We start from the raw sequence: 20,137 nt of genomic DNA, 5'->3' as shown, positions 1-20,137 counted from the left end.
GGCAGCAGCGTCGCATCGGCGCTTCTGTTCGGCTGACTTGCCGCTCGCCCGCGTTCTATGCAGACTTAAGCCACTACCACCGAACGACCGAGGCTCCGAAGCCGGATCAACGAAAGAGACTCACTCCCATGACTGAACTGGCACAGACGAGCGGAACCGCCACGATCGGCTCCTCTCAGCCCGACTTCGTCGAGATCGACGGCTTCACGCTCACGATCGAGGACATCGCGCTCGTCGCCCGCGGGCTCTCGGACGGCACGTTCCCCGAGGTCGTCCTCAGCGACGAGGCCCGCCGGGTCACGAACGAGGCCCGCGCCTACGTCGACGAGCACTTCCTCGCCCCCGACGCCCCCGCCATCTACGGCATCAACACCGGGCTCGGCCGGCTGATGGACGTCCGCGTCCCCGCCGAGGACCAGGCCCGCTTCCAGCGCCTGGTCATCAACTCCCACTCCGCCGGAGTCGGCGAGCCGCTCCCCCTCGACGAGACCCGCGCGCTGCTGCTGCTGCGCACCAACGCGATCGCCAAGGGCATGTCGGGCGTGCGGATCGAGTGCATCGACCGCCTGATCGCGATGCTCAACGCCGACGTCCTCCCGGTCATCCCGGGCCAGGGCTCGGTCGGCGCCTCGGGCGACCTCGCCCCCCTCGCGCACATGGTCAGCGTGATGGTCGGCCACGAGAAGGCCGAGGCCTACCACCGCGGCGTGCGGATGCCCGCCGTCGAGGCACTCACTGCGGCCGGACTCGCCACCGAGTTCGAGCTCAAGCCCAAGGACGTCCTCGCCCTGATCAACGGCTCCACCATCTCGCTCGCCACCGCCTGCCTCGCCCTGCACGACGCGTGGAGCCTCACCCGCCAGGCGGACGTGGCCCTCTCGCTCTCGCTCGAGGCGATCCGCGGCGAGCTCGACGCGTTCGACGAGCGCATCCACCTCGCCCGCAACGCCCCCGGCCAGGTCGACGTGGCCGCGAACGTCCGCGCCCTCACCGCGGGCAGTGAGCGCACCGTCGAGGAGGCGCGCCGCCTCCGCCTCCCGGACGAGCAGCGCGTCGGCGGCGTCTACAAGCCGCGCGTGCAGGACGCCTACTCGCTGCGCTGCGCGCCGCAGGTGCACGGCACGACCCGCGAGTCGCTCCTGTTCGCGCAGACGCTGCTGGTGCGCGAGGCCAACGCCGCGACCGACAACCCGCTGGTGCTCCCGGACGGCGAGGGCGGCTACGACGTCCTCTCCGGCGGCAACTTCCACGGCGAGCCGATCGGCGTCGCGGCCGACCTCATCGCGATCGCGGTCGCCGAGATCGGCGCCATCTCGGAGCGCCGCTCGTTCCGCCTCACCGACCCCAACCTCAGCTACGGCCTGCCGCTCAACCTCGTCGGCGGCCAGCTCGGCCTCAACACGGGCTTCTCGATCGTGCACTGCGCGGCGGCCGCCATCGCCTCCGAGAACAAGGTGCTGTGCTTCCCCTCCGTCGTCGACTCGATCCCGACGAAGGCGAACCAGGAGGACCACGTCTCGATGTGCACCTTCTCCTCGCGGAAGGCGCGCAGCATCATCCACAACACGCAGGTGATCCTCGGAGTGGAGTTCATCCTCGCCACCCAGGGCATCGACCTCGCGTCGCCGCACCTGGAGGACCGGGCGCTCGGCGAGGGCAGCACGGCCGCCTACGAGGCGGTCCGCTCGATCGTGCCGATGACCCGCGAGGACATCTACCAGTCGGAGCAGATGATCAACGCGCAGGCGATGGTCGTGCTCGGCACCGTCCTCACCGCCGTCGAGGCGCGCATCGGAGCCGTGCGGTGACCGCGGGCGGGACGGTCGTCCACGGCCGCGTCGTCACGCCGGGCGCCGTGATCGAGGACGGGGCGGTGGTCGTCGAGGACGGCCGCATCGCCGCCGTGCTCGGCGGACGCGAAGCGGCGCGCGCCCTCACGGAGGCCTCGGTCGTGATCGGCGGCGCGGGGATGCTCGTCCTGCCCGGCGCGGTCGACGCGCACGTCCACGCCTTCTCGGAGCCGGCCGAGACGTTCACCGGCGCGACCTCGGCCGCCGCCGCGGGCGGGGTGACCACGATCCTCGACATGCCCTACGACGCGGGCAGCCCGGTGAACACGGCCGCCGCCGTCGTCGCCAAGCGCGAGCGCCTCGAGCGCGAGGCCGTCGTCGACGTCGCCCTGCACGGCACGGTCCGCCCCGGGGACGGCGCGCGGGACGTGGCCGGGATGATCGACGAGGGCGTCTGCGGATTCAAGGTCTCGCTGTTCGAGACCGACCCGATCCGCTTCCCCCGCATCCCCTCCGACCAGCTGCTCGAGGCCTTCGCGATCATGGCCGAGCGCGGCGTCCGCGTCGGCGTGCACGCGGAGGACGGCGAGATCATCGGCGCGCTCGTCGCGGCGGCAAAAGCCGCGGGCCGCACCGCCCCCCTCGACCACGTCCGCAGCCGCCCGCCCGTGTCCGAGACCTCCTCGGTGGCGCTCGGGCTCGAGCTCGCCTCGGCGGCCGGTGTGCCCTTCCACATCTTCCACGCGAGCCTCCCCGGCACCGTCGAGCTCGTGACGGCGAGCGCCGCCCGCGGGCTCGACGCGACGCTGGAGACCTGCCCGCACTACCTCGTCCTCACCGAGGACGACATGGAGCGGCTCGGCGCCCTCGGCAAGATCAACCCGCCGCTGCGCACCGCCGAGCACGCCCGCGGGATGTGGGAGGCGCTCGCCGACGGCCGGATCGGCCTGGTGACCTCCGACCACGCGCCGTGGCCGCTGGCGAAGAAGAGCGCCGACGTGATCTTCGACAACGCCTCCGGAGCGCCCGGCGTGCAGACCCTGCTGCCGATCGTGATCGGCGCCGGCTACCTCGGCGGCCGCCTCTCGCTGCTGCGCGCCGCCGAGGTCCTCGCGACGAACCCCGCCCGCGCGTTCGGCCTCGGGCACCGCAAGGGCGCGATCGAGATGGGCCTGGACGCGGACTTCGCCGTCGTCGACCCCTCCGGCACGACCGTGATCGACGACACCCCGATGCTCTCGACCGCCACCTGGAGCCCCTACGCCGGGATGTCCTTCCCCGGCCGCCTCGAGACCACCGTCGTCCGCGGCACCCCCGTCTTCAGCCGGGCCGGGGGCCTGCTCGCGGAGCCGGGCGACGGACGCTTCGTCGCGAGGGCCGCCTGATGGGCGAGCAGTCCCTCCGCGCCTTCGTCGACGCGCTGCCCGCCGACGAGCTCGTCACCGTCGAGCGCACCGTCGACGCCCGCTTCGAGCTGGCGAGCGTGCTCGCGCTGCTGGACCGCGGCCCGGCCGTGCGCCTGACCTCGGTCGCCGGCTCGGCCCACCCGGTCGTCGGCAACGTGCTCTCCAGCCGCGAGCGGATCGCCCGCGCCGTCGGCTGCCGCGTCGACGAGCTGCTCGACCGGCTCACCGCCGCGGTCGCCGACCGCACCCCGGTGCGCGTGGTCGTGGACGCTCCGGTGCAGGCCGTGCGCCTGCCCGCCGCGTCCGTGTGGGAGGAGGTCGTCGCTCCGGTCTGGTTCGAGAAGGACTCCGGCGGCTACCTCACCGCCGGGCTCATCGTGGCGTTCGACCCGGTGACCGGGCACCGCAACGCCTCCTACGCGCGGATCAAGCCGCTCGACGCGACCACCGGCTTCGTCGGGATCGCGCCCAACCACCACCTCACCGCGCTCTCGCGCTCGGCCGCGGCCGTCGGCGGGCTCCCCGTCGCCGTGGTCCTCGGCGCGCACCCGGCCGTGCAGCTCGCCGCCTGCTGCTACCTCGCCCTGGGCGACGACGAGCTGGAGCACGCCGCGCACCTGCTCGGCGAGGAGGTGCGGGTCGCGCGGGCAACGACGAGCGACGTGCTCGTCCCCGCCGACGCGGAGATCGTGATCGAGGGGATCCTGCACGCCGACCGGCCGGTGCACGAGGGCCTCGTGAACGAGTACCACGGCATGTACGAGGACTACGGCGACGGGATCACCCTCGAGGTCACCGCCGTGACCCGCCGCGAGTCCCCCGAGGTCCAGGTGATCCTGCCCGGCCTCTCCTCGGAGCACAGCTACATCGCGGCGCTGCCCATCGCCGCCGGCATCCGGCACGCGCTGCGGAACGTCGGCTGCGACATCGTCGACGTGGCGGTCACGCACTCCGGCGGCGGCCGGGTCGACGTGGTGGTCGCGATCGCGAACGGCCGTCCGGGCACCGCCAAGCGCGTGATGTTCGGCGCGTTCGCGGCCGTCAGCATGGTCAAGCAGGTCACCGTCGTCGACTCCGACGTTGACGCCTGGGACATGGAGCACGTGCACTGGGCCCGGACGAGCCGGATGCGGTGGGACCGCGACCTGATGCTGGTCGACGGGGTCGCCACCGACCGCAACGTGCCGATGCAGGTCGGAGGCACCGTGACGAAGGTCGGGATGGACGCGACCCGCAAGGAGGGCGACCGCGCCCTCGGCGCCGAGCTGGCCGTCCCGCCCGGGGACGTCCTCCGCCGCGTGCGCGACGCCCTCGTCGCCGACGGAGTCGCCCTCCGCCCCGCCGTCGTCGTGCACGGCTCCCTGGCCGACGACGGGGAGGACCCGCGATGACCCCCGACGTGCGCTTCCCCGACACCGGGCGGCTGGCCCTCGACCTCGACGAGATCGCCGGCCTCGTCGACTCCTCGCGCCCCGGCTGGAGCCGCGTGGCGATGACCGAGGTCGACACCGACTCCCGGCACTGGGTCGCCGAGCGGATGCGCTCCGCGGGCCTGGAGGTCCGGATCGACGGGATCGGCAACGTGATCGGCACCCTCGCCGGCACGGGAGCCGCCCGCCGCGCGATCGTGATCGGCTCGCACACGGACACGGTGGACGGCGGCGGGCGCTACGACGGCGTCGTCGGCGTGCTGGGCGCGATCGAGGTGGCGCGCCTGCTGCAGGAGTCGGGGATCCGGCTCCACCACGACCTGCGCGTCGTCGACTTCTACAACGAGGAGGCCAACCGCTTCGAGCTCTCCTGCCTGGGCAGCCGCGCGCTGGCCGGCTCCCTCACGGGCGAGCACCTCTCGGCGACCGACGACACCGGGCGCACCCTCGGCGCCGCCCTCGAAGCCGCCGGCTGGTCCGACCCGCTCTCGGGCACCCGCTGGAGCCCCGACGAAGTGCTCGGCTTCCTCGAGCTGCACATCGAGCAGGGCCCGGTCCTCGAGCGCGAGGGGCTGCCGCTCGGAGTCGTCACCTCGATCGCGGGCATCTCGCGGTTCCGCACCCTCTTCTCGGGCCGCCGCGACCACGCGGGCACCATGCCGATGGCGCTGCGGCACGACGCCGGCTGCGCCGCGGCCGGCGTGGTCCTCGCGGTCGAGCGCATCGCCTCCCGGGCCGCGGAGGCGGTCGGCACCGTCGGCTCCGTCTCCTTCACCCCGGAGGCGACCAGCGTCGTCACCGAGAGCGCCCTGGTCACCGCGGAGTTCCGCAGCCCCGACCCCGGCTGGTTCACCCTCGCCCGCGAGCAGATCGCGGAGGCCGCGGCCTTCGAGGCGGCGGCGCGCGGCCTCGGCCACGAGGTGACGTGGCTGCCCTGGGAGCGCCCGACGGCCATCGACCCCCGCCTCGCGGACGGCATCGGCCGCTCCATCGAGCGCCTCGGCCACCCCGCCGCCCGCCTCTACAGCGGAGCCGGGCACGACGGGGTGCAGATGGCGAGACTGGGACCCATCGGCATGATCTTCATCCCCTCGCAGGACGGCCGCAGCCACTGCCCGGAGGAGTACACCGGGATCACGGACATCGCGGTGGGCGTGCACGCGCTCGCGCAGTCCGTGCTCACCCTCGACAAGGAAGGCCTCGCATGAACCGCACCCGCCAGGAGCCCCCCGGCCGCGTGATCGTCGCCATCACCGGCGCCTCCGGAGTCGGGATCGGGGTCCGCATCCTCGAGCTGCTGCGGATGGATCCGGGGCTGCGCAGCGACGTCATCGTCTCGAAGGCGGGCGCGATGACGCTCGGCCAGGAGTGCGGCCTCACCCAGAAGCAGGTGGAGGCGCTCGCCGACACGGCCCACCGGCCCGCGCACATCGGCGCCTCCATCGCGTCGGGGTCCACGCCCGCCACGGCGATGGTGATCGCGCCCTGCACGATCAAGACCCTGAGCGGCATCGCCTACGGCCTCGCCGACAACCTGATCACGCGGGCGGCCGACGTCTGCCTCAAGGAGGGCGTGCCGACGCTCCTGATGGTGCGGGAGTCGCCGCTGCACCGCGGCCACCTCGCCGCGATGGACGCGGTGGCCCGCTCGGGCGGCATCATCGCGCCGCCGGTCCCCGCCTTCTACACGCGGCCCGCCTCGGTGGAGGAGATCATCGACTCCCTCGCCCGCCGCGCCCTGGTGCGCGTGGGGCTGACCCAGTTCCACGCCCGCTCCTGGGCCGGCATCCCCGAGGACGGCGAGCGCGCCGTGCTCGCCGAGGGGTCGAGCCGGTGACGAAGTACGTCGCCACCCGGCTGCTCACCTCGGTCTTCACGATCATCGCGATCGCGATCGTGATGTTCGCGCTGCTGCAGCTGCTCCCGGGCTCGCCCTTCAACAGCGAGAAGCTCGACGCGGTGCAGAAGGCGCTCCTCACGCAGAAGTACGGGCTCGACGAGCCGGTGCTGCTGCGGCTGGGCACCTACCTGGTGAACCTCGCCCGCGGCGACTTCGGCATCTCGTACAACCTCATCCCGGACTTCCCCGTCTCGGAGATGCTCGGCAGCCGCCTGCCCGTCACGATCCGCATCGGCCTGCAGGCCCTCGTCCTCGGCGTGGTGCTGGGCCTGCTGATCGGCATCGTCTCGGCGATCCGCCCGCGCGGCTGGTTCGACAACCTCTCGACGTTCGTCTCGGTGATCGCCTTCAGCGTCCCGTCGTTCGTCATCGCGCTGCTGCTGGTCTACTTCGTCGGCTTCGAGTGGAAGCTGCTGCCGATCCGGTACTCCGAGTCGGACCCCTTCACCTCGAGCGTGCTGCCGACGATCTCGCTCGCCGCCTACGTGATGGCGGTGACCGCCCGCTACGCCCGCTCCGAGATGCTCGACTGCCTCGAGAGCGACTACATCCTCCTGGCGAAGGCGAAGGGCATCGGCCCCTCCAAGGTGATCGGCCGGCACGCGCTGCGCAACACCCTGGTCTCGATCATCACGGTGCTCTCGCCGCTGCTGATCGGCCTGATCACCGGCTCCGTCGTCATCGAGCAGATCTTCGGAGCGCCGGGCCTGGGCCAGCTGCTGCTCACGGCGATCCAGAACGTCGACTACAACATCGTCATCGCGATCAGCCTCGTCTACAGCATCATCTACATCCTCGTGATGCTGCTCGTCGACGTGCTCTACGGACTGATCGACCCCCGCATCCGACTGGCAGGACAGGCAGCATGAGCGACCGCGTCTCCCCCACGGCCGGCCTCGACGCCGGCGTCCCGCCCGAGGGCCTGCGCCTCGTCTCGCCGGGCGACCGGCCCGCCGGGCCGCCGACCACCTCCACCCGCATCATCCGCGGCGGCGGCCGCGACATCGCCCGGCGCTTCCGCGGCAACTGGCCGGCGATGGTCGGCCTGGTGCTGCTGGTGGTCATCGTCGTGCTGAGCCTGGTGGTCCCCTTCTTCCCCGCAGCCGGAGGAGGAGCGGACGTCGGCTCGCGCTTCCTCCCGCCGCGCGTGCCGCTGCTCGAGGGCCTCGGGATCCTCGACGGCACCCGCGACGGCCAGGACGCGTACGCCGCGGCGGGCCTGCCGCCCGGCACCTACTTCCTCTTCGGCACCGACGAGCTGGGCCGCGACGTGTGGTCGCGGGTCTGGAGCGGCACCCGCGTCTCGCTCCTGATCGCCGTGATCGCCTTCGCGATCGACGTGGTCATCGGCATGACCTACGGCCTGGTCTCGGGCTACTTCGGCGGTCGCACCGACTCGGCGATGCAGCGCGTGGTCGAGGTGCTCTCCGGCATCCCGCAGCTGGTGATCGTGACGCTCTTCGTGGTCGCCGTCGGGCCGGGCATCGGCGCCATCGTCTTCGGCCTCCTGCTGAGCAACTGGCTCGCGATGAGCCGCGTCAGCCGCGCGCAGGCGCTGCGCCAGAAGACGGAGGAGTACGTGCTCGCCTCGCGCACCCTCGGAGCGCGGGACAGCCGGATCGTGTTCGTCGAGATCCTCCCGAACATCATCGGCCCGATCGTGACGATGAGCATGTTCTCGATCCCGTCGGCGATCTTCACCGAGTCGTACCTGTCGTTCGTGGGCCTGGGCGTCCAGGCGCCGATGGCCTCGCTCGGCTCGCTCGTCAGCGTCGGCTACAAGTCGTTCCTCTCCTATCCGTTCCTCGTGATCGTCCCCGTGGTCGTGCTGGGCCTGCTCATGGTGGCGTTCACGCTCGTCGCCGACGGGTTGAAAGAGGCCACCGATCCGCGACTGTCCCACTCGAGAGGCCACTGACATGACCGAGAGCAGCACGGGCACGACCCGTCAGGACACGGCCGGACCGGAGCGCGGCAGGGTCCTCCTGTCGGTGCGCGATCTGGCGATCTCGTTCGACAACGAGGGCGGCAGCGTCGAGGCGATCCGCGGACTGGGCTTCGACCTGCACGAGGGCGAGGTGGTCGCGATCGTCGGCGAGTCCGGCAGCGGCAAGTCGGTCACGGCGCGCGCGATCCTCGGCCTGATGGCCCGCAACCAGCGGATCACCGCGGGCAGCATCGAGTTCTCGCACCGGAGCGACGACGGCACGGTGACCACGAAGGACATCGCGGCGATGCCCGAGTCGGCGATCCGCCGCGAGATCTGCGGGCGCCGGATCGCGATGGTGTTCCAGGACGCCCTGACCTGCCTCGACCCGACGATGTCGGTCGGCAAGCAGGTGATGGAGGGCATCCAGGAGCACTTCGGGCTCGGCCGTCGCGAGGCGCGCGCCCGTGCCGTGGAGCTGCTCGGCGAGGTCGGCATCGACGATCCGGAGCGGCGGTTCAAGCAGTACCCCCACCAGCTCTCCGGAGGCATGTGCCAGCGGGTCAACATCGCCATCGCGCTGTCGTGCAACCCGGACGTGCTGATCTGCGACGAGCCGACGACCGCGCTCGACGTGACGATCCAGCTGCGGATCCTCGAGCTGCTGAAGCGCCTGCAGGCGGACCGCGGGCTCTCGGTGATCTTCATCACCCACGACCTCGGCGTCGTCGCGACCGTCGCCGACCACGTCAGCGTGATGTACGCCGGACGGATCATCGAGCAGGGCACCGCCGAGCAGGTCTTCTACGACCCGCGGCACCCCTACACCTGGGGCCTGCTCTCCGCGATGCCGGACCTGACCACCGACTCCCCCGAGCTGTTCGCCATCCCCGGCAGCCCGGCGAGCCTGGTGAACCGCGCGCCGGGCGACCCCTTCGCTCCGAGGAACCCGTTCGCGCTCGAGATCGACTTCGTCGAGGAGCCGCCCCTCTTCGACGTCGGCGGCGGGCACCGGGTCGCCTCGTGGCTCTGCCACCCCTCCGCTCCCCCGGTCGAGATGCCGGCGCCGCTGCGCGCCAAGATCGACGCCATGCTCGCCCCCAGTGAAGGACCGACCCCGTGACCGCACTCGCTCCGACACCCGACTCCGCGCCCGCCCTGCTCTCGGTGCGCGGCCTCACTCAGGTGTTCCGGCTGGGCCGGCGGCACCACGTGACCGCGATCGGCGGCGTCGACTTCGAGATCCGGCGCGGCGAGACCTTCGGGCTGGTCGGCGAGTCCGGCAGCGGCAAGTCCACGATCGGCCGCTCGATCATCCGGTTGATCGACCCGACCGACGGCCAGGTCGTGCTCGCGGGCCGCACGATCAGCGGCCGGCTCGACGCCGCCCAGCGCGATCACCTGCGCTCCAGCATCCAGATGATCTTCCAGAACCCGATGTCGAGCCTCAATCCGCGCAAGACCGTCTTCGACATCGTCGCGCAGGGACTCACCACTCAGCGCCGGTACTCCTCGGCGGCCGAGCGCGACGAGAAGGTCTACGCGATCCTCGAGAAGGTCGGCCTCGACCGCTCCCACGCCGACCGCTACCCGCATCAGTTCTCGGGCGGCCAGCGGCAGCGCATCGGCATCGCCCGCGCGCTCGTGATGCAGCCCGACCTCGTGATCGCGGACGAGTGCGTCTCGGCGCTCGACGTCTCGATCCAGGCGCAGGTCGTGAACCTGATGCGCGCGCTCCAGGAGGAGCTCGGCACCGCGTACCTCTTCATCGCCCACGACCTCGCGATGGTGAAGTACATCTCCGACCGGATCGGCGTCATGCACAAGGGCCACCTGGTCGAGACGGGCACGACCGCCGAGATCTTCTCCGGCCCCGTGCACCCCTACACCCGCTCGCTGCTGCGCGCCGTGCTCTCGGCGGACCCGCGCGCGATGCGCCGCCGCGCCCCCTCCGAGCCGTACGACCCGGTCGCGCTCGGGATCGACTACTCGGCCGGGAGCGTCCACGAGCTCTCGCCGACCCACCGCGTTCTGGCGACCCCGGAGGAGCTGGCGGCCTGGCGCGCATGACGGCCGCCCGGCGTCAGGGCTCGTCGGCCTCGAAGCGCAGGGGCCGGTCGGCCACCGGCAGCCCGGAGCCGCGCACGGCGGCCTCGATCGCGGCGTGCCCGCCGTCGGGCGCGACGATCCGCAGGCCGTCCTCAGTCGCCCAGTAGGCGGTGACGCCGTGCTCCCCGACGAGGGTCGTGAGCAGCGCGGCAATCCGCTCCTGCTCGCCGGGACCGACGGTGATCGCGGCCCACGGGCCGGAGATCTCGACCGGGGCGCCCCGCTCCGCGCCCGCAGCGTCCCGCAGGTCCTCCGCCGCCCGGACGATCGGGAGCAGCGCGGGCAGCCCGCCGGAGACGTCCTCGAAGGAGTCGAGGGCGAAGGACCCCTCGCGGAGCGACGCGTGCAGCTCCAGGTCGCGGCCGAGCCCGTCGATCCGCTCGAGCAGGGCCGACGCGTCGACAGCGGGAGCGGGGCACGCGGCGGTCGGCTCCTCCGCGCCCGCGAAGGAGAGGGCGTTCCCGCCGGCGGACGTCGCCCGGAACGACCACAGCACCGGATCCGCGTACTCGGTCGCGCAGGCCGTCGCGAGGGCCTCGGCGAGCGCCGGCTCCTCGACCGCGACCCCGACCCACGAGGTCGGCGGGCCGAACGCCGGCGCCTCGACCCAGCGCTCGGCGCCGTCGAGGGAGACTCCGGGCACCGCGGCGACCTCGCTGGTCAGACGGTCGAAGCCGGCGTCGGGCCGTGCGAACGGCGTCTCGTCGATCGTCCAGACGAGGAGCGTCAGCCCGCCGGCGGCGAGGGCCGTGGCGAGGACGCCGGCGACGGGGAGGAGGAGGCGACGGGACACGCCCCCATCCTCGCTCCCCTCCTCCGCGGCGTCACGTGGACATCGGGCGAACGAACGGTGCGCCGGCGTCGACGGCTCCCGCCTCGATCGAGCGCATCATCCGCGTGTTCACGGGCGACGGGTGGATCGAGTCGACCCGGACGCCGGTGCCCGCGACCTCGAGGGCCGCGCTCCTGGTGAGCCCGGCGACCCCGTGCTTCGAGGCGACGGAGGGGCTGAGGCCCGGGGCGCCGTCGAGACCGGCGACGGAGGAGGTGGTGATCACGGTGCCCCGCCCCTGCTCGATCATCCGCGGCAGCACGGAGCGGAGCCGGTGCCGGCCCGCTCCCAGCACGCTGGGCGGCGGCCGGCCGCCTGCCACGGGGGTCGACCTCCGCTGGGGGCAGGGGTCACGGGCGCAGTCCCGAGACGAGCGCGAGGAGCCCGTCCATCGACTCGACGACGAGAGGCGGGAGGTCGCCGCGCTCCGCGACGAAGGCGACCGCGAGCACGCCCGCTCCGGACGCGTCCGACTGCTCCCGCTCCGGCACAAGGCCCAGCGCGCGGGCCGCCGTCTCCGCTTGACTGGGGGCGACGCGCCGACCCTCGGCGCACCCGGGAGGCGACATGGCGAACCACCGTTTCGAGCTGCGGTCCGGCCGCGGGATGGGCGTCTCGGCGGCGGGCGATCCCGTCGCCGACCGGCTGGTGGTGTTCTGCCACCCCACTCCCGGAGCCGGCGGCTTCGACCCCGACCCCACTGTCACCGGCCCCTGGGGCCTGCACCTGCTGATCCTCGACCGCCCCGGCTACGGCGCCTCGGACCCGGTCGACGCCGCTCACGGCCGCGTCGAGGACCGCGCGGACGACCTCGCCGAGTACCTGCGCCGCTCCGAGCGCACCGCCCGCATGGTCGAGGGCGCCCGCTTCGGCAGCGTCGGCGTGGTCGGCTGGGGCTCCGGCGGCGCGTTCGCGCTCTCGCTCGCGGCCCGGCACCCCGACCTCGTGGACCGCCTCGCGCTGGTCGGCACCCCCGCGCCCCCGCAGGCCGGCGTGATCGTGCACCCCACCAGCGCGTGGGAGCGGCGCGAGACCCTCCGCGGGGAGGACGCCGACGCGATCGCCGCCGCCCTCCCGCAGACGCAGCCGGGCCTGGACGCGCTCGGGATCGACTCCGACGACCCGGTGCTCGCCACCCACGGCGGACTGCGCAACCGGCTGGAGCGGATGCTCTCCGAGGGCTGGCGGCAGGGCCCGAGCGGCGCCGCGACCGACCTCGCGGCGCTCCGCCACGGCTCCTGGGCCGACGACCTCGACCGGGTGACCGCCGAGACGCTCCTGGTCCACGGCGACGCGGACCCGGTGGCGAGCGCCGAGGACGGCCGCTGGTACCGCGGCCGCCTCGCGCGGGCGCGCACCGTGACGGTCGACGGAGCCGGCCGGCTGGCGCTCGTGCGCGAGTGGCGCCGGATCCTCGACCACGTCGCTCCGCTCGAGCGCGGGGCGGAGGGCCGATGAGCCGGCTGGGCGCGGGACCGCTCGTGCTCGTGTCGGCGATGGCGGTCTCGGGAGTCGTCCACCTGGTGCACCCGCGGACCTTCGACGCGGTGGTCCCGCGAGGGATGCCCGGCTCGGCGCGCGGATGGGTCCTCGTCTCGGGAGCGGCGGAGCTGGTCTGCGCGGCCGCGACGCTGCACCCGCGGACCCGCGCGGCCGGCGGTCTCGCGTCCGCCGCCCTGATGGCCGCCGTCCTCCCCGGCAACGTGCAGATGGCGCGGGACGCCCGTCGGCCTCGGACCCGGGTGATCACGCTGCTGCGCCTCCCGCTCCAGATCCCGCTCGTGCTCTGGGGTCTTCAGGCGGCACGCAGCCGCTGACGCAAGCCCGCGCGGGCGCGGATCGCCCGCTGCTACCGTCCAGGCATGACCGACCAGAGCGCGGACGACCGCCACGACCAGCTGACCAGCGCCCCGAAGGCGACGGAGGCCGACGCGGCCCCGCGCATCGAGGTCTCCACCACCGAGGCCGGCGACACCCGCATCGACATCCGCGAGGACGCCGCCGTGCGTCCGGGCCGTGTCGACGAGAACGGCGACGAGCTCGACGAGAGCCGCGACGATGTCTGAGCGCCGCCGTGCCGCCCTCGTCTACAACCCCGTCAAAGTCGACCTGGAGTCCGTGAAGGCCGCCGTGAAGCGCGCCGAGGAGGCCGCCGGCTGGGAGGAGACGCTCTGGTACGAGACCTCCGTCGAGGACCCCGGGGCCGGTCAGACGAAGGAGGCCCTCGCCGCGGGCGCCGATGTCGTGATCGCGGCCGGCGGCGACGGGACGGTCCGCGTCGTGGCGGAGGCCCTCCGCGGCTCCGACGCCTCGCTCGCGCTGCTGCCCTCCGGCACCGGCAACCTGCTCGCCCGCAACCTGAACCTCACGCTCGACGACATCGACAACTCCCTGACCGTCGCGTTCTCCGGACAGGACCGGGCGATCGACGTCGGGATGATCGACATCGAGACCTCCACGGGCCGCGACCGCCACGCCTACGTCGTGATGGCGGGCCTCGGGATCGACGCGAAGATGCTCGCCAACACCGACGACGACCTCAAGAAGCGCGCCGGCTGGCTCGCCTACGTGGACGCGCTGCGGAAGGCCCTGCTCGACAAGAACCAGCTCGAGTTCCGCTACCGCCTCGACGGCTCGAGGACCCGCAAGGTGCGCGCGCACACGATCATCGTGGGCAACTGCGGCGCCCTGCCGGCGAACATCCTCCTGCTGCCGGACGCGGCCGTCGACGACGGCGAGTTCGACATCGTCCTGCTGCGCCCCGAGGGCTTCTTCGGCTGGGTGCAGATCATCTTCAAGGTGGTGTGGGAGAACGGCGTGCTCCGCCGCAGCGGCGTCGTCGGCAAGAAGCTGATGGGCCTGACCAAGGAGGTGTCGGCCCTGCGGTACGTGAAGGGCCGCGACCTCACGGTCCGCCTCGAGCACGCGCAGGAGATCGAGCTCGACGGCGATCCGTTCGGCTCGACCTCGGCGTTCCGCACCTGGATCGAGCCCGGCGGGCTGACGGTGCGCGTCCCGGCGTAGCGCCGGCGGCGGCCGGGCGGATCCGCCCGGTCCGCCTCCCGCCGGGAGAGAGGATCGTCATCCCTCCCGGCGGAGGCGTCTGCTCCGAGCAGGGCGGTGCAGTGCGGCTTCGGGTACCGCACCCCATGCACCTGCATGAACACCGCGACTGTAGTGCGGAATCCGTCGCCGCCGCAACGATCCGCGGGGCTCCGGCGGCTCGAATGGGTAATTCCACCGTGCGATGCTCTGCGGCCGCGACGGATTCCGCACATGACTGTCCGCACGGCCTTGCTCGGACGGGCGCGAGGATTCGTGTCGGCGGCCCATCACGAGTCAGCAAGGCCGGTGTCTCCGCGCGCGCACGAGGCGGATCGATGTCGATCGGGACGCCATGTCCCGGTACTGTCAGGCTCGCTTCATCGAAAGCGAGAACAGGGGACACGCTATGAGCGGGCATCAGGAAATAGGCGACGAATCGCATTCGGCTCACGAGACAACCGGAGACGCCGGGCAGGAGGGCTCAACGGGTTCTGAGGACACAGAGGCTCCCCGACCCCGCACTCGCTTTCGCCGCCCTCGGCGCTCTGTCCTCTTCGCGGCCGGCGGACTTGTTCTCGCCACTGCCCTAGTCGTCACCGGAATCGGTGTGACGAACGCGATAGCCAAGGCCGAGAAGGCCAAGGCCGAAGCAGTCGAGGATTACCAGACCGCACTCGAGCGGCACGATTCGACATTCCGAGCCCACCAGGAATCGACCTCGGACGCCAGAGCCGAATCTCTCTCGGTCGGAGCCGATGACCTCGACAATGCCGCCCTGCTCACTCTGCTGAAGGAGTCTCTCGAGCGCGCGGAGAAAGAGGAGGCGGACCTCGCCGCCGCCCAGCTCGACACGAGCGCCGTCAGCCGCGAAGAAGTGGAAGCTGCGACCGCAGAACTCGATGAGCGCGAGAAAGCTCTCGACCGGGGTAGCGACAGAGTCGACCTTGCCGTCGAGGCGGTCGAGAGCGATAAGACAGCGAAGGAAGAGCGGCTGGCTGCAGAGAAGCAGGCCGCTGAGGCAGCTGCCGCGAAGGCGGCAGCTGTGGCGATCGGCTACGAGGACCTCTTCCGAGCCGGGAACGCCGCGGCCGGCTCCTACTACAAGTTCGAAGGGAAGATCATTCAGGACGCAGGCGGAACGTACCGCGTGAACATCACACGCGAGCCTGGATACAGTCGAGATTTCTGGGAGGACACCATCCTCGTGACCATCGCCGGCTCGACTCCGCAGCGTCTGCTCGAAGACGACATCATCGCGTTCACGGCTCTCTCCGCGGGGGTTCAGTCCTACACGACGATCTTCGGTGCCACAGTGGAGCTCCCGTCCGTCGTCGCCTCGGGGAGCGACGTGAGCGTTACCGGCCGCGCCGAATAGGTCAGCTGCCCATTCCCGTACCAGGGCGGTAGAAGAAGCACACCGCTGTCGGCAGGCCGGATCGCCGCGGCGCGGGCGGGGTGTCAAGGAGGGACGGCAGGTCGGCCCGAGCCGATACCGTCCCTCCATGGGCTTCTTCGACCGCAACGACTCCTCGACCAGCGCCGCCGCGCCGCAGCCGAGCGCACCCGATCCGCAGCGGCGGGTCTGGAGCGACGGCCTCGGCCGGTTCGCCACCCGCTGCCTCCAGGTGGTCATCGTCCTCCTGCTGGCCTCGGTGCTCGTCTTCGCTATGACGCAGCTCACGCTGGTGCTCATCCCCGTGATGATCGCGCTCATCCTCGCCGCGGCGATCCACCCGGTGCTGGCGTGGATGCGGCGCAAGGGCGTGCCGTCGATCCTCGCGACCTGGCTGGCGCTGATCGGGCTGCTCGCGGTCCTCGGCGCGGTCGGCTGGCTGATCACGGTCGCGGTCCGCAACCAGTGGGACGAGCTGGTCAGCAGCGCCTCCGACGGCATCACCTCGCTGCAGGACTACGTGCAGCACCTGCCGTTCCAGATCACCGACGAGCAGATCGAGTCCGCCCGCCAGTCGGTCGTCGACTTCCTCACCTCCAGCTCGTTCGGCAACGGCGCGCTCGCGGGCGTCTCCGCAGCGGCGAACTTCATCACCGGCCTCGTGCTGATGATCGTGGTGCTCTTCTTCTTCATGAAGGACGGCCCGAAGATCTGGGAGTTCCTCCTGCGCCCCTTCACCGGCTCGGGCTACGAGCGTGCCAAGCGCGTCGGGCACAAGACGGTCGACGTGCTGGGCGGCTACGTCCGCGGAACGGCGACCGTCGCGGCGGTCGACGCGATCGGCATCGGCGTCGCGCTGGCGATCATCCAGGTGCCGCTGGCGATCCCGCTGGCCGTCATCGTCTTCCTCACCGCGTTCATCCCGATCGTCGGAGCCACGGCCGCCGGCATCCTCGCCGCTCTCGTCGCCCTGGTCGCCAACGGCCCGGTCGCCGCGCTGATCGTGATCCTGGTCGTCATCGGGGTCAACCAGCTCGAGGGCAACTTCCTCCAGCCGGTCGTGATGGCGCGCTCGCTGAAGCTGCACCCGCTGATCGTCCTCATCGCCCTGACCGTGGGCACCGTCCTCGCCGGCATCGTCGGCGCCGTGCTGGCCGTGCCGATCGCGGCCGTCGTCTGGGGCATCGTCTCGATCTGGAACGGACCCTCCGACCCCGCCGAGCCCGCGCGGCAGAAGCGCGCCGAGACGGTCTAGGCCCCCGGGATCGTCGAGCGCGCGCCTAGCGCTCGACGATCCCGTCGCGCAGAGCCTGCCGGCGGAGCGAGATCTTCGTGCCGACGGCCAGCCCCTCCGCCCGGTACTTGCCTCGGGCGCTGCGCAGCGAGCTCCGCGCGGCGTCCTGGGTGATGCCGAGGAGCGTCGCGACCTGCTTCAGCGGCATCCCGTCGACGAAGAGGCGCACGATCTCCCGCTCGCGCTGCGTCAGGGTGCCCGGGCGATCGGCCCCGAGCAGCTCCCTGGTCTGCGCCGTCAGGAAGCGCTCGTCGCGCGCCGCCGCGCGGACCGCCTCGAGGATCGTCTCGGTCCTCTCGCTCTTGACCACGTAGCCGTGGGCTCCGGCCTGGAGCGCCCGGCTGATCGTGGCCGGCTCGGAGTGGGTGCTGATGATGATCGTGGCGGCGCCGGCGGCCGCGATGGTCCGGATCCGCATCGCCACGTCGAGCTCGTCCCCGAGGTCGATGTCGAGCAGCACCACGTCGGTCGGGAAGGCCGGATGCGCGAGCAGGTCCGTCCAGGTGCCGGCCGTCGCCGCCACGCGGATGTCCGTGCCCGAGCGGCGGATCCACTCCGCCAGCGCCGCCAGCAGGATCGGGTGGTCGTCGAGGATGGCCAGCGTGATCGCGGGCTCGATGGTCATGTCGTCGTCCTCCTCCGGGGGCGGTGCGCGACGCGGATCCTCGTCGCGCCGTGATCGGTCGTCGTGCGGTGCTCGCCGATCTCGCTCAGGATGCCCCAGACCGAGCGGTCCAGGTCGCGGGCGCGGATCCCCGCGGCGACGAGAGTGAGCTCGACCTCGCCGCCGGCGCCGGCCTCCAGGCGGACGGCCAGCGAGGGCCGGGCCGCCGGGACGGTGAGCAGCCAGAGCACCGAGAGCAGGCGCGAGCGGTCGAGCGGGGGCAGCAGCGCGGCGGCACCTCCGGGATCGTCCACCGCGACCGCGGAGGACAGCAGCGCCGACTCCTCCACGGCGATGCGCAGCCAGGTGCGGTCGTGGCTGCGGGCGAGCGCCACCCGGAGCTCGTCTCCCAGCACGCGCGCCCGCTCGCCCAGCTCCTCGTCCAGGAGCCCGGGCGTCCGGACCCGTTCGAGGAGCTCCTCGATGCGCGCGTCCACCTGGGTGAACTCGTCGCCGTCGGCCGCGTGGACGGTGCTGTCGGCCAGGCTCCGGTCGAGCGTGCGCCGCACGTACTGGTCGAGCGCGGTCAGCACGACGACGCACACGGCCGCCGGCGCGGTGGCGAGGAGGACGTTGCCCACCGCGAGGGCGGCGCCTCCGTCGCCGAGCAGCGCCTGGCCGACGAGTCCGAGCGCCGCGAGCGCGACCAGGACCACGAGGGCGAGGAACGAGCGCGAGAGCGGCTGGAAGGTGATCAGCGCGATCACGCCCGCGCCCACTCCCACGCAGACCGACGGGTAGTACATCGGTGCCGGAGTGGGCAGCGCGTGGTCGGCGAACTCGAGCAGCAGCGCGATCACGTCGACGCCGAGGACGCCCGCGAAGGCCCAGCGCGGCAGCTCGCCGTGGCGGCGCAGGGCGATCGCGGCCCCCGCCGCGCTCGCGGCGATCACGAGCAGCCAGGAGAGACCGCTCACCCAGGTCGCGGACCGGGCGTCGAGGGACCAGAGGTACGAGATCAGTCCGCGGATGTCGAGCATCACCGCCATGGTGAGGAAGCCCAGCCCGAGGTAGCTCCCGCTCAGGCGGTTCGGCCGGGTGAGGCGCTCGCGGATGCTCCACAGCGCTCCGGGGCTCCGATCCGCCGCGCGGACCAGCTCGAGGAGCGTCCCGTCCTCCGGCCCCTCCTCCTGCCGCGTCCCGCTCACAGCGGCACGCTCAGCAGCGGCACGCTCAGCAGCACGGTCGCGCCGGATCCCGGCGCCGAGAAGACCCGGACCGTGCCGCCCACCGCCTCGACGCGGCCGACGACGGACTCTGCGAGGCCCAGGCGCCCCGGCGGCACCGCGGCCGGATCGAAGCCGCGCCCCTCGTCCGTGACGACGACGCGGAGCGAGCCCGCCTCCTCCGCGACGCTCACGTGCGCCAGCGCTGCCCCGGAGTGACGGCGCACGTTCTCGAGGCACTCCCCGGTCGCGCGCACCAGGGCGTCGAGCACCTCCGCACGGATCCGCGGCTGGGCACCGCCGTGCCAGCGCACCTCGACGCCGACCTCCGCCGACCGCCGACCGAGCGCGGCGAGCGGCTCGGGCAGCCGGACGCCGGAGGCCGGCTCCGGCTCGTCCACCGCCTCCACACCGCGCAGGAGCGCGAGGTCGGCCGCCGCACGGTCGCGCAGCACCGGAGCCGGCACTCCCTCGCCCCGATGGGCCACGAGCGTCAGGGTCGCCAGGATGGTGTCGTGCATGAGCCGCGCGTCGGCGCGGTGCCGCGACTCGGTCTCGCTGGAGCGGCGCTCGGCGTCGTGGGCCCTCCGGAGACGGGCCGTGCCGACGTGGGCCCGCGCGACGCTGCCCGCGAGCCAGCGGGCGGCCGTCAGCAGCAGGGCCCAGCAGACGACGATCGAGAGGAGGACGAACGGCGCGCGCCCGGACGCCCCCGTCGTCGCCGCCCCGAGGACCAGGACCGGGAGCAGCGCCAGGACCGCGGCCCAGGGCAGGCCCCGCCAGGCGCCGACGGCGAGCATCGCGCACGGCAGCGCCATCGAGGTGAGCATCGTGATCCCGCTCAGGACGGCTCGGAGGGAGGCGTCGACGTCCGGCGAGAGGAACGCGACGAGCGCCGCGACGTCCAGCGCGAGCCCGAGGGCGACCGCCCTCGCCCCCGTCGCGACGGACCGGCTGGGCGCGAGCTGCACGAGCGCCGAGACGACGAGCAGCGCGGCGCTCGGCACCACCGTCAGCAGCTGGGCCGGAGTCAGGGCGAGCAGGTGCAGGGCTGAGGCGGCGGTGAGCACCCCGCCGGCCCGCCGAGCGCAGAGCACGCCGACCTCCCGCTGCTCGCGCAGCAGCACCGCGGCGTCGGCGGGCCGGGGAGGCAGGGGCACGGTGACCTCGGAAGGAGGGGC

21 protein-coding genes are annotated in these 20,137 nt (G+C 72.8%); 15 read left to right on the top strand and 6 right to left on the bottom strand.

The genetic code is table 11. From position 1 onward, the window contains the following. Positions 1-128 precede the first annotated feature (128 nt). From hutH to C5C10_RS06035, 9 genes are read left to right on the top strand one after another with little or no spacing between them, the layout of a single operon-like run. A complete protein-coding gene (hutH, locus tag C5C10_RS06075; protein WP_104238813.1) occupies positions 129-1,808 on the top strand; it encodes a histidine ammonia-lyase in 1,680 nt (559 codons plus the stop codon). Further along, complete coding sequence (locus C5C10_RS06070) at positions 1,805-3,175, top strand: dihydroorotase family protein (protein WP_104328799.1); 1,371 nt, start codon at positions 1,805-1,807, stop codon at positions 3,173-3,175. The genes hutH and C5C10_RS06070 overlap by 4 nt, the downstream gene beginning before the upstream one ends. Then, complete coding sequence (locus tag C5C10_RS06065; protein WP_104328798.1) at positions 3,175-4,587, top strand: UbiD family decarboxylase; 1,413 nt, start codon at positions 3,175-3,177, stop codon at positions 4,585-4,587. The genes C5C10_RS06070 and C5C10_RS06065 overlap by 1 nt, the downstream gene beginning before the upstream one ends. Then, positions 4,584-5,834 (top strand): M20 family metallo-hydrolase, encoded by a 1,251-nt coding sequence (locus C5C10_RS06060; RefSeq protein WP_104328797.1) that lies wholly within the window; start codon positions 4,584-4,586, stop codon positions 5,832-5,834. Before C5C10_RS06065 ends, C5C10_RS06060 begins: the two co-directional genes overlap by 4 nt. After that, a complete protein-coding gene (locus tag C5C10_RS06055) occupies positions 5,831-6,463 on the top strand; it encodes a UbiX family flavin prenyltransferase (RefSeq protein ID WP_104328796.1) in 633 nt (210 codons plus the stop codon). Before C5C10_RS06060 ends, C5C10_RS06055 begins: the two co-directional genes overlap by 4 nt. Beyond that, on the top strand, positions 6,460-7,395 hold the full coding sequence (locus tag C5C10_RS06050; RefSeq protein WP_104249938.1) for an ABC transporter permease: 936 nt from the start codon (positions 6,460-6,462) through the stop codon (positions 7,393-7,395). The genes C5C10_RS06055 and C5C10_RS06050 overlap by 4 nt, the downstream gene beginning before the upstream one ends. Then, positions 7,392-8,444, top strand: a complete 1,053-nt coding sequence (locus C5C10_RS06045) for an ABC transporter permease (protein WP_104328795.1) — start codon at positions 7,392-7,394, stop codon at positions 8,442-8,444. The genes C5C10_RS06050 and C5C10_RS06045 overlap by 4 nt, the downstream gene beginning before the upstream one ends. A gap of 1 nt (position 8,445) precedes the next feature. Beyond that, positions 8,446-9,576, top strand: a complete 1,131-nt coding sequence (locus C5C10_RS06040) for an ABC transporter ATP-binding protein (protein ID WP_104328794.1) — start codon at positions 8,446-8,448, stop codon at positions 9,574-9,576. Next, positions 9,573-10,523 carry an ABC transporter ATP-binding protein gene (locus tag C5C10_RS06035; RefSeq protein ID WP_104249941.1) on the top strand — a complete coding sequence of 317 codons (951 nt, stop codon included), beginning with the start codon at positions 9,573-9,575 and terminating at the stop codon, positions 10,521-10,523. Before C5C10_RS06040 ends, C5C10_RS06035 begins: the two co-directional genes overlap by 4 nt. A gap of 13 nt (positions 10,524-10,536) precedes the next feature. Here the strand turns inward: C5C10_RS06035 and C5C10_RS06030 are convergent, their stop codons facing one another. Genes C5C10_RS06030 through C5C10_RS17540 form a run of 3 tightly spaced genes read right to left on the bottom strand, consistent with a single transcriptional unit; the run spans position 10,537 to position 11,963 of the window. After that, complete coding sequence (locus C5C10_RS06030) at positions 10,537-11,355, bottom strand: hypothetical protein (RefSeq protein ID WP_104328793.1); 819 nt, start codon at positions 11,353-11,355, stop codon at positions 10,537-10,539. Between the two features lie 31 nt (positions 11,356-11,386). After that, positions 11,387-11,716 (bottom strand): SDR family NAD(P)-dependent oxidoreductase, encoded by a 330-nt coding sequence (locus tag C5C10_RS06025; RefSeq protein WP_219813238.1) that lies wholly within the window; start codon positions 11,714-11,716, stop codon positions 11,387-11,389. Positions 11,717-11,744: 28 nt separating this feature from the next. Beyond that, a complete protein-coding gene (locus tag C5C10_RS17540) occupies positions 11,745-11,963 on the bottom strand; it encodes a hypothetical protein (protein ID WP_146082112.1) in 219 nt (72 codons plus the stop codon). On the opposite strand from C5C10_RS17540, the gene C5C10_RS06020 reads away from it, so the two are divergent. From C5C10_RS06020 to C5C10_RS05995, 6 genes are all read left to right on the top strand, one after another. Next, positions 11,962-12,852: an alpha/beta fold hydrolase gene (locus C5C10_RS06020; protein WP_104328792.1), complete on the top strand. Its 891-nt coding sequence runs from the start codon at positions 11,962-11,964 to the stop codon at positions 12,850-12,852. The two genes, C5C10_RS17540 and C5C10_RS06020, sit on opposite strands and share 2 nt — an antisense overlap. Then, positions 12,849-13,211, top strand: a complete 363-nt coding sequence (locus tag C5C10_RS06015; RefSeq protein WP_104222929.1) for a hypothetical protein — start codon at positions 12,849-12,851, stop codon at positions 13,209-13,211. The genes C5C10_RS06020 and C5C10_RS06015 overlap by 4 nt, the downstream gene beginning before the upstream one ends. A 45-nt stretch (positions 13,212-13,256) precedes the next feature. Further along, positions 13,257-13,460: a multidrug transporter gene (locus C5C10_RS06010; RefSeq protein ID WP_104328791.1), complete on the top strand. Its 204-nt coding sequence runs from the start codon at positions 13,257-13,259 to the stop codon at positions 13,458-13,460. Then, the gene (locus C5C10_RS06005) at positions 13,453-14,418 is read left to right on the top strand and encodes a diacylglycerol kinase family protein (protein ID WP_104328790.1); all 966 of its coding nucleotides are present in this window, start codon (positions 13,453-13,455) and stop codon (positions 14,416-14,418) included. The genes C5C10_RS06010 and C5C10_RS06005 overlap by 8 nt, the downstream gene beginning before the upstream one ends. 628 nt (positions 14,419-15,046) lie before the next feature. Continuing rightward, the gene (locus tag C5C10_RS06000) at positions 15,047-15,814 is read left to right on the top strand and encodes a hypothetical protein (RefSeq protein WP_104328789.1); all 768 of its coding nucleotides are present in this window, start codon (positions 15,047-15,049) and stop codon (positions 15,812-15,814) included. 127 nt (positions 15,815-15,941) lie between these two features. Continuing rightward, on the top strand, positions 15,942-17,087 hold the full coding sequence (locus C5C10_RS05995) for an AI-2E family transporter (RefSeq protein ID WP_104233055.1): 1,146 nt from the start codon (positions 15,942-15,944) through the stop codon (positions 17,085-17,087). Between the two features lie 25 nt (positions 17,088-17,112). Here C5C10_RS05995 and C5C10_RS05990 read toward each other — a convergent pair whose 3' ends face one another. The 3 genes from C5C10_RS05990 to C5C10_RS05980 all read right to left on the bottom strand — a co-directional run. Next, entirely contained in the window at positions 17,113-17,751 is a 639-nt protein-coding gene (locus C5C10_RS05990) for a response regulator transcription factor (protein ID WP_104328788.1), read from the bottom strand. After that, positions 17,748-18,938 (bottom strand): hypothetical protein, encoded by a 1,191-nt coding sequence (locus tag C5C10_RS05985; RefSeq protein ID WP_104239690.1) that lies wholly within the window; start codon positions 18,936-18,938, stop codon positions 17,748-17,750. The genes C5C10_RS05990 and C5C10_RS05985 overlap by 4 nt, the downstream gene beginning before the upstream one ends. After that, positions 18,935-20,137 (bottom strand): sensor histidine kinase (locus C5C10_RS05980; RefSeq protein ID WP_104328787.1); only part of this gene is annotated, 1,203 nt, incomplete at its 5' end. The genes C5C10_RS05980 and C5C10_RS05985, both read right to left, overlap by 4 nt.

The organism is Rathayibacter sp. AY1A3 (assembly GCF_002930975.1).
Classification (GTDB): domain Bacteria; phylum Actinomycetota; class Actinomycetes; order Actinomycetales; family Microbacteriaceae; genus Rathayibacter.
Note: the sequence above shows the minus strand (reverse complement) of the source record. Positions and strands in the feature narration are given on the sequence as shown.

What these genes read in the sequence shown, in the direction of transcription:
- C5C10_RS05995 (WP_104233055.1), top strand. Translation starts at nt 15,942, where the DNA reads ATGGGCTTCTTCGACCGCAACGACTCCTCGACCAGCGCCGCCGCGCCG.
- C5C10_RS06040 (WP_104328794.1), top strand. Translation starts at nt 8,446, where the DNA reads ATGACCGAGAGCAGCACGGGCACGACCCGTCAGGACACGGCCGGACCG.
- C5C10_RS06015 (WP_104222929.1), top strand. Translation starts at nt 12,849, where the DNA reads ATGAGCCGGCTGGGCGCGGGACCGCTCGTGCTCGTGTCGGCGATGGCG.
- C5C10_RS05990 (WP_104328788.1), bottom strand. Translation starts at nt 17,751, where the DNA reads ATGACCATCGAGCCCGCGATCACGCTGGCCATCCTCGACGACCACCCG.
- C5C10_RS17540 (WP_146082112.1), bottom strand. Translation starts at nt 11,963, where the DNA reads ATGTCGCCTCCCGGGTGCGCCGAGGGTCGGCGCGTCGCCCCCAGTCAA.
- C5C10_RS06010 (WP_104328791.1), top strand. Translation starts at nt 13,257, where the DNA reads ATGACCGACCAGAGCGCGGACGACCGCCACGACCAGCTGACCAGCGCC.
- C5C10_RS06055 (WP_104328796.1), top strand. Translation starts at nt 5,831, where the DNA reads ATGAACCGCACCCGCCAGGAGCCCCCCGGCCGCGTGATCGTCGCCATC.
- C5C10_RS06065 (WP_104328798.1), top strand. Translation starts at nt 3,175, where the DNA reads ATGGGCGAGCAGTCCCTCCGCGCCTTCGTCGACGCGCTGCCCGCCGAC.
- hutH (WP_104238813.1), top strand. Translation starts at nt 129, where the DNA reads ATGACTGAACTGGCACAGACGAGCGGAACCGCCACGATCGGCTCCTCT.
- C5C10_RS06045 (WP_104328795.1), top strand. Translation starts at nt 7,392, where the DNA reads ATGAGCGACCGCGTCTCCCCCACGGCCGGCCTCGACGCCGGCGTCCCG.
- C5C10_RS06005 (WP_104328790.1), top strand. Translation starts at nt 13,453, where the DNA reads ATGTCTGAGCGCCGCCGTGCCGCCCTCGTCTACAACCCCGTCAAAGTC.
- C5C10_RS06020 (WP_104328792.1), top strand. Translation starts at nt 11,962, where the DNA reads ATGGCGAACCACCGTTTCGAGCTGCGGTCCGGCCGCGGGATGGGCGTC.
- C5C10_RS06060 (WP_104328797.1), top strand. Translation starts at nt 4,584, where the DNA reads ATGACCCCCGACGTGCGCTTCCCCGACACCGGGCGGCTGGCCCTCGAC.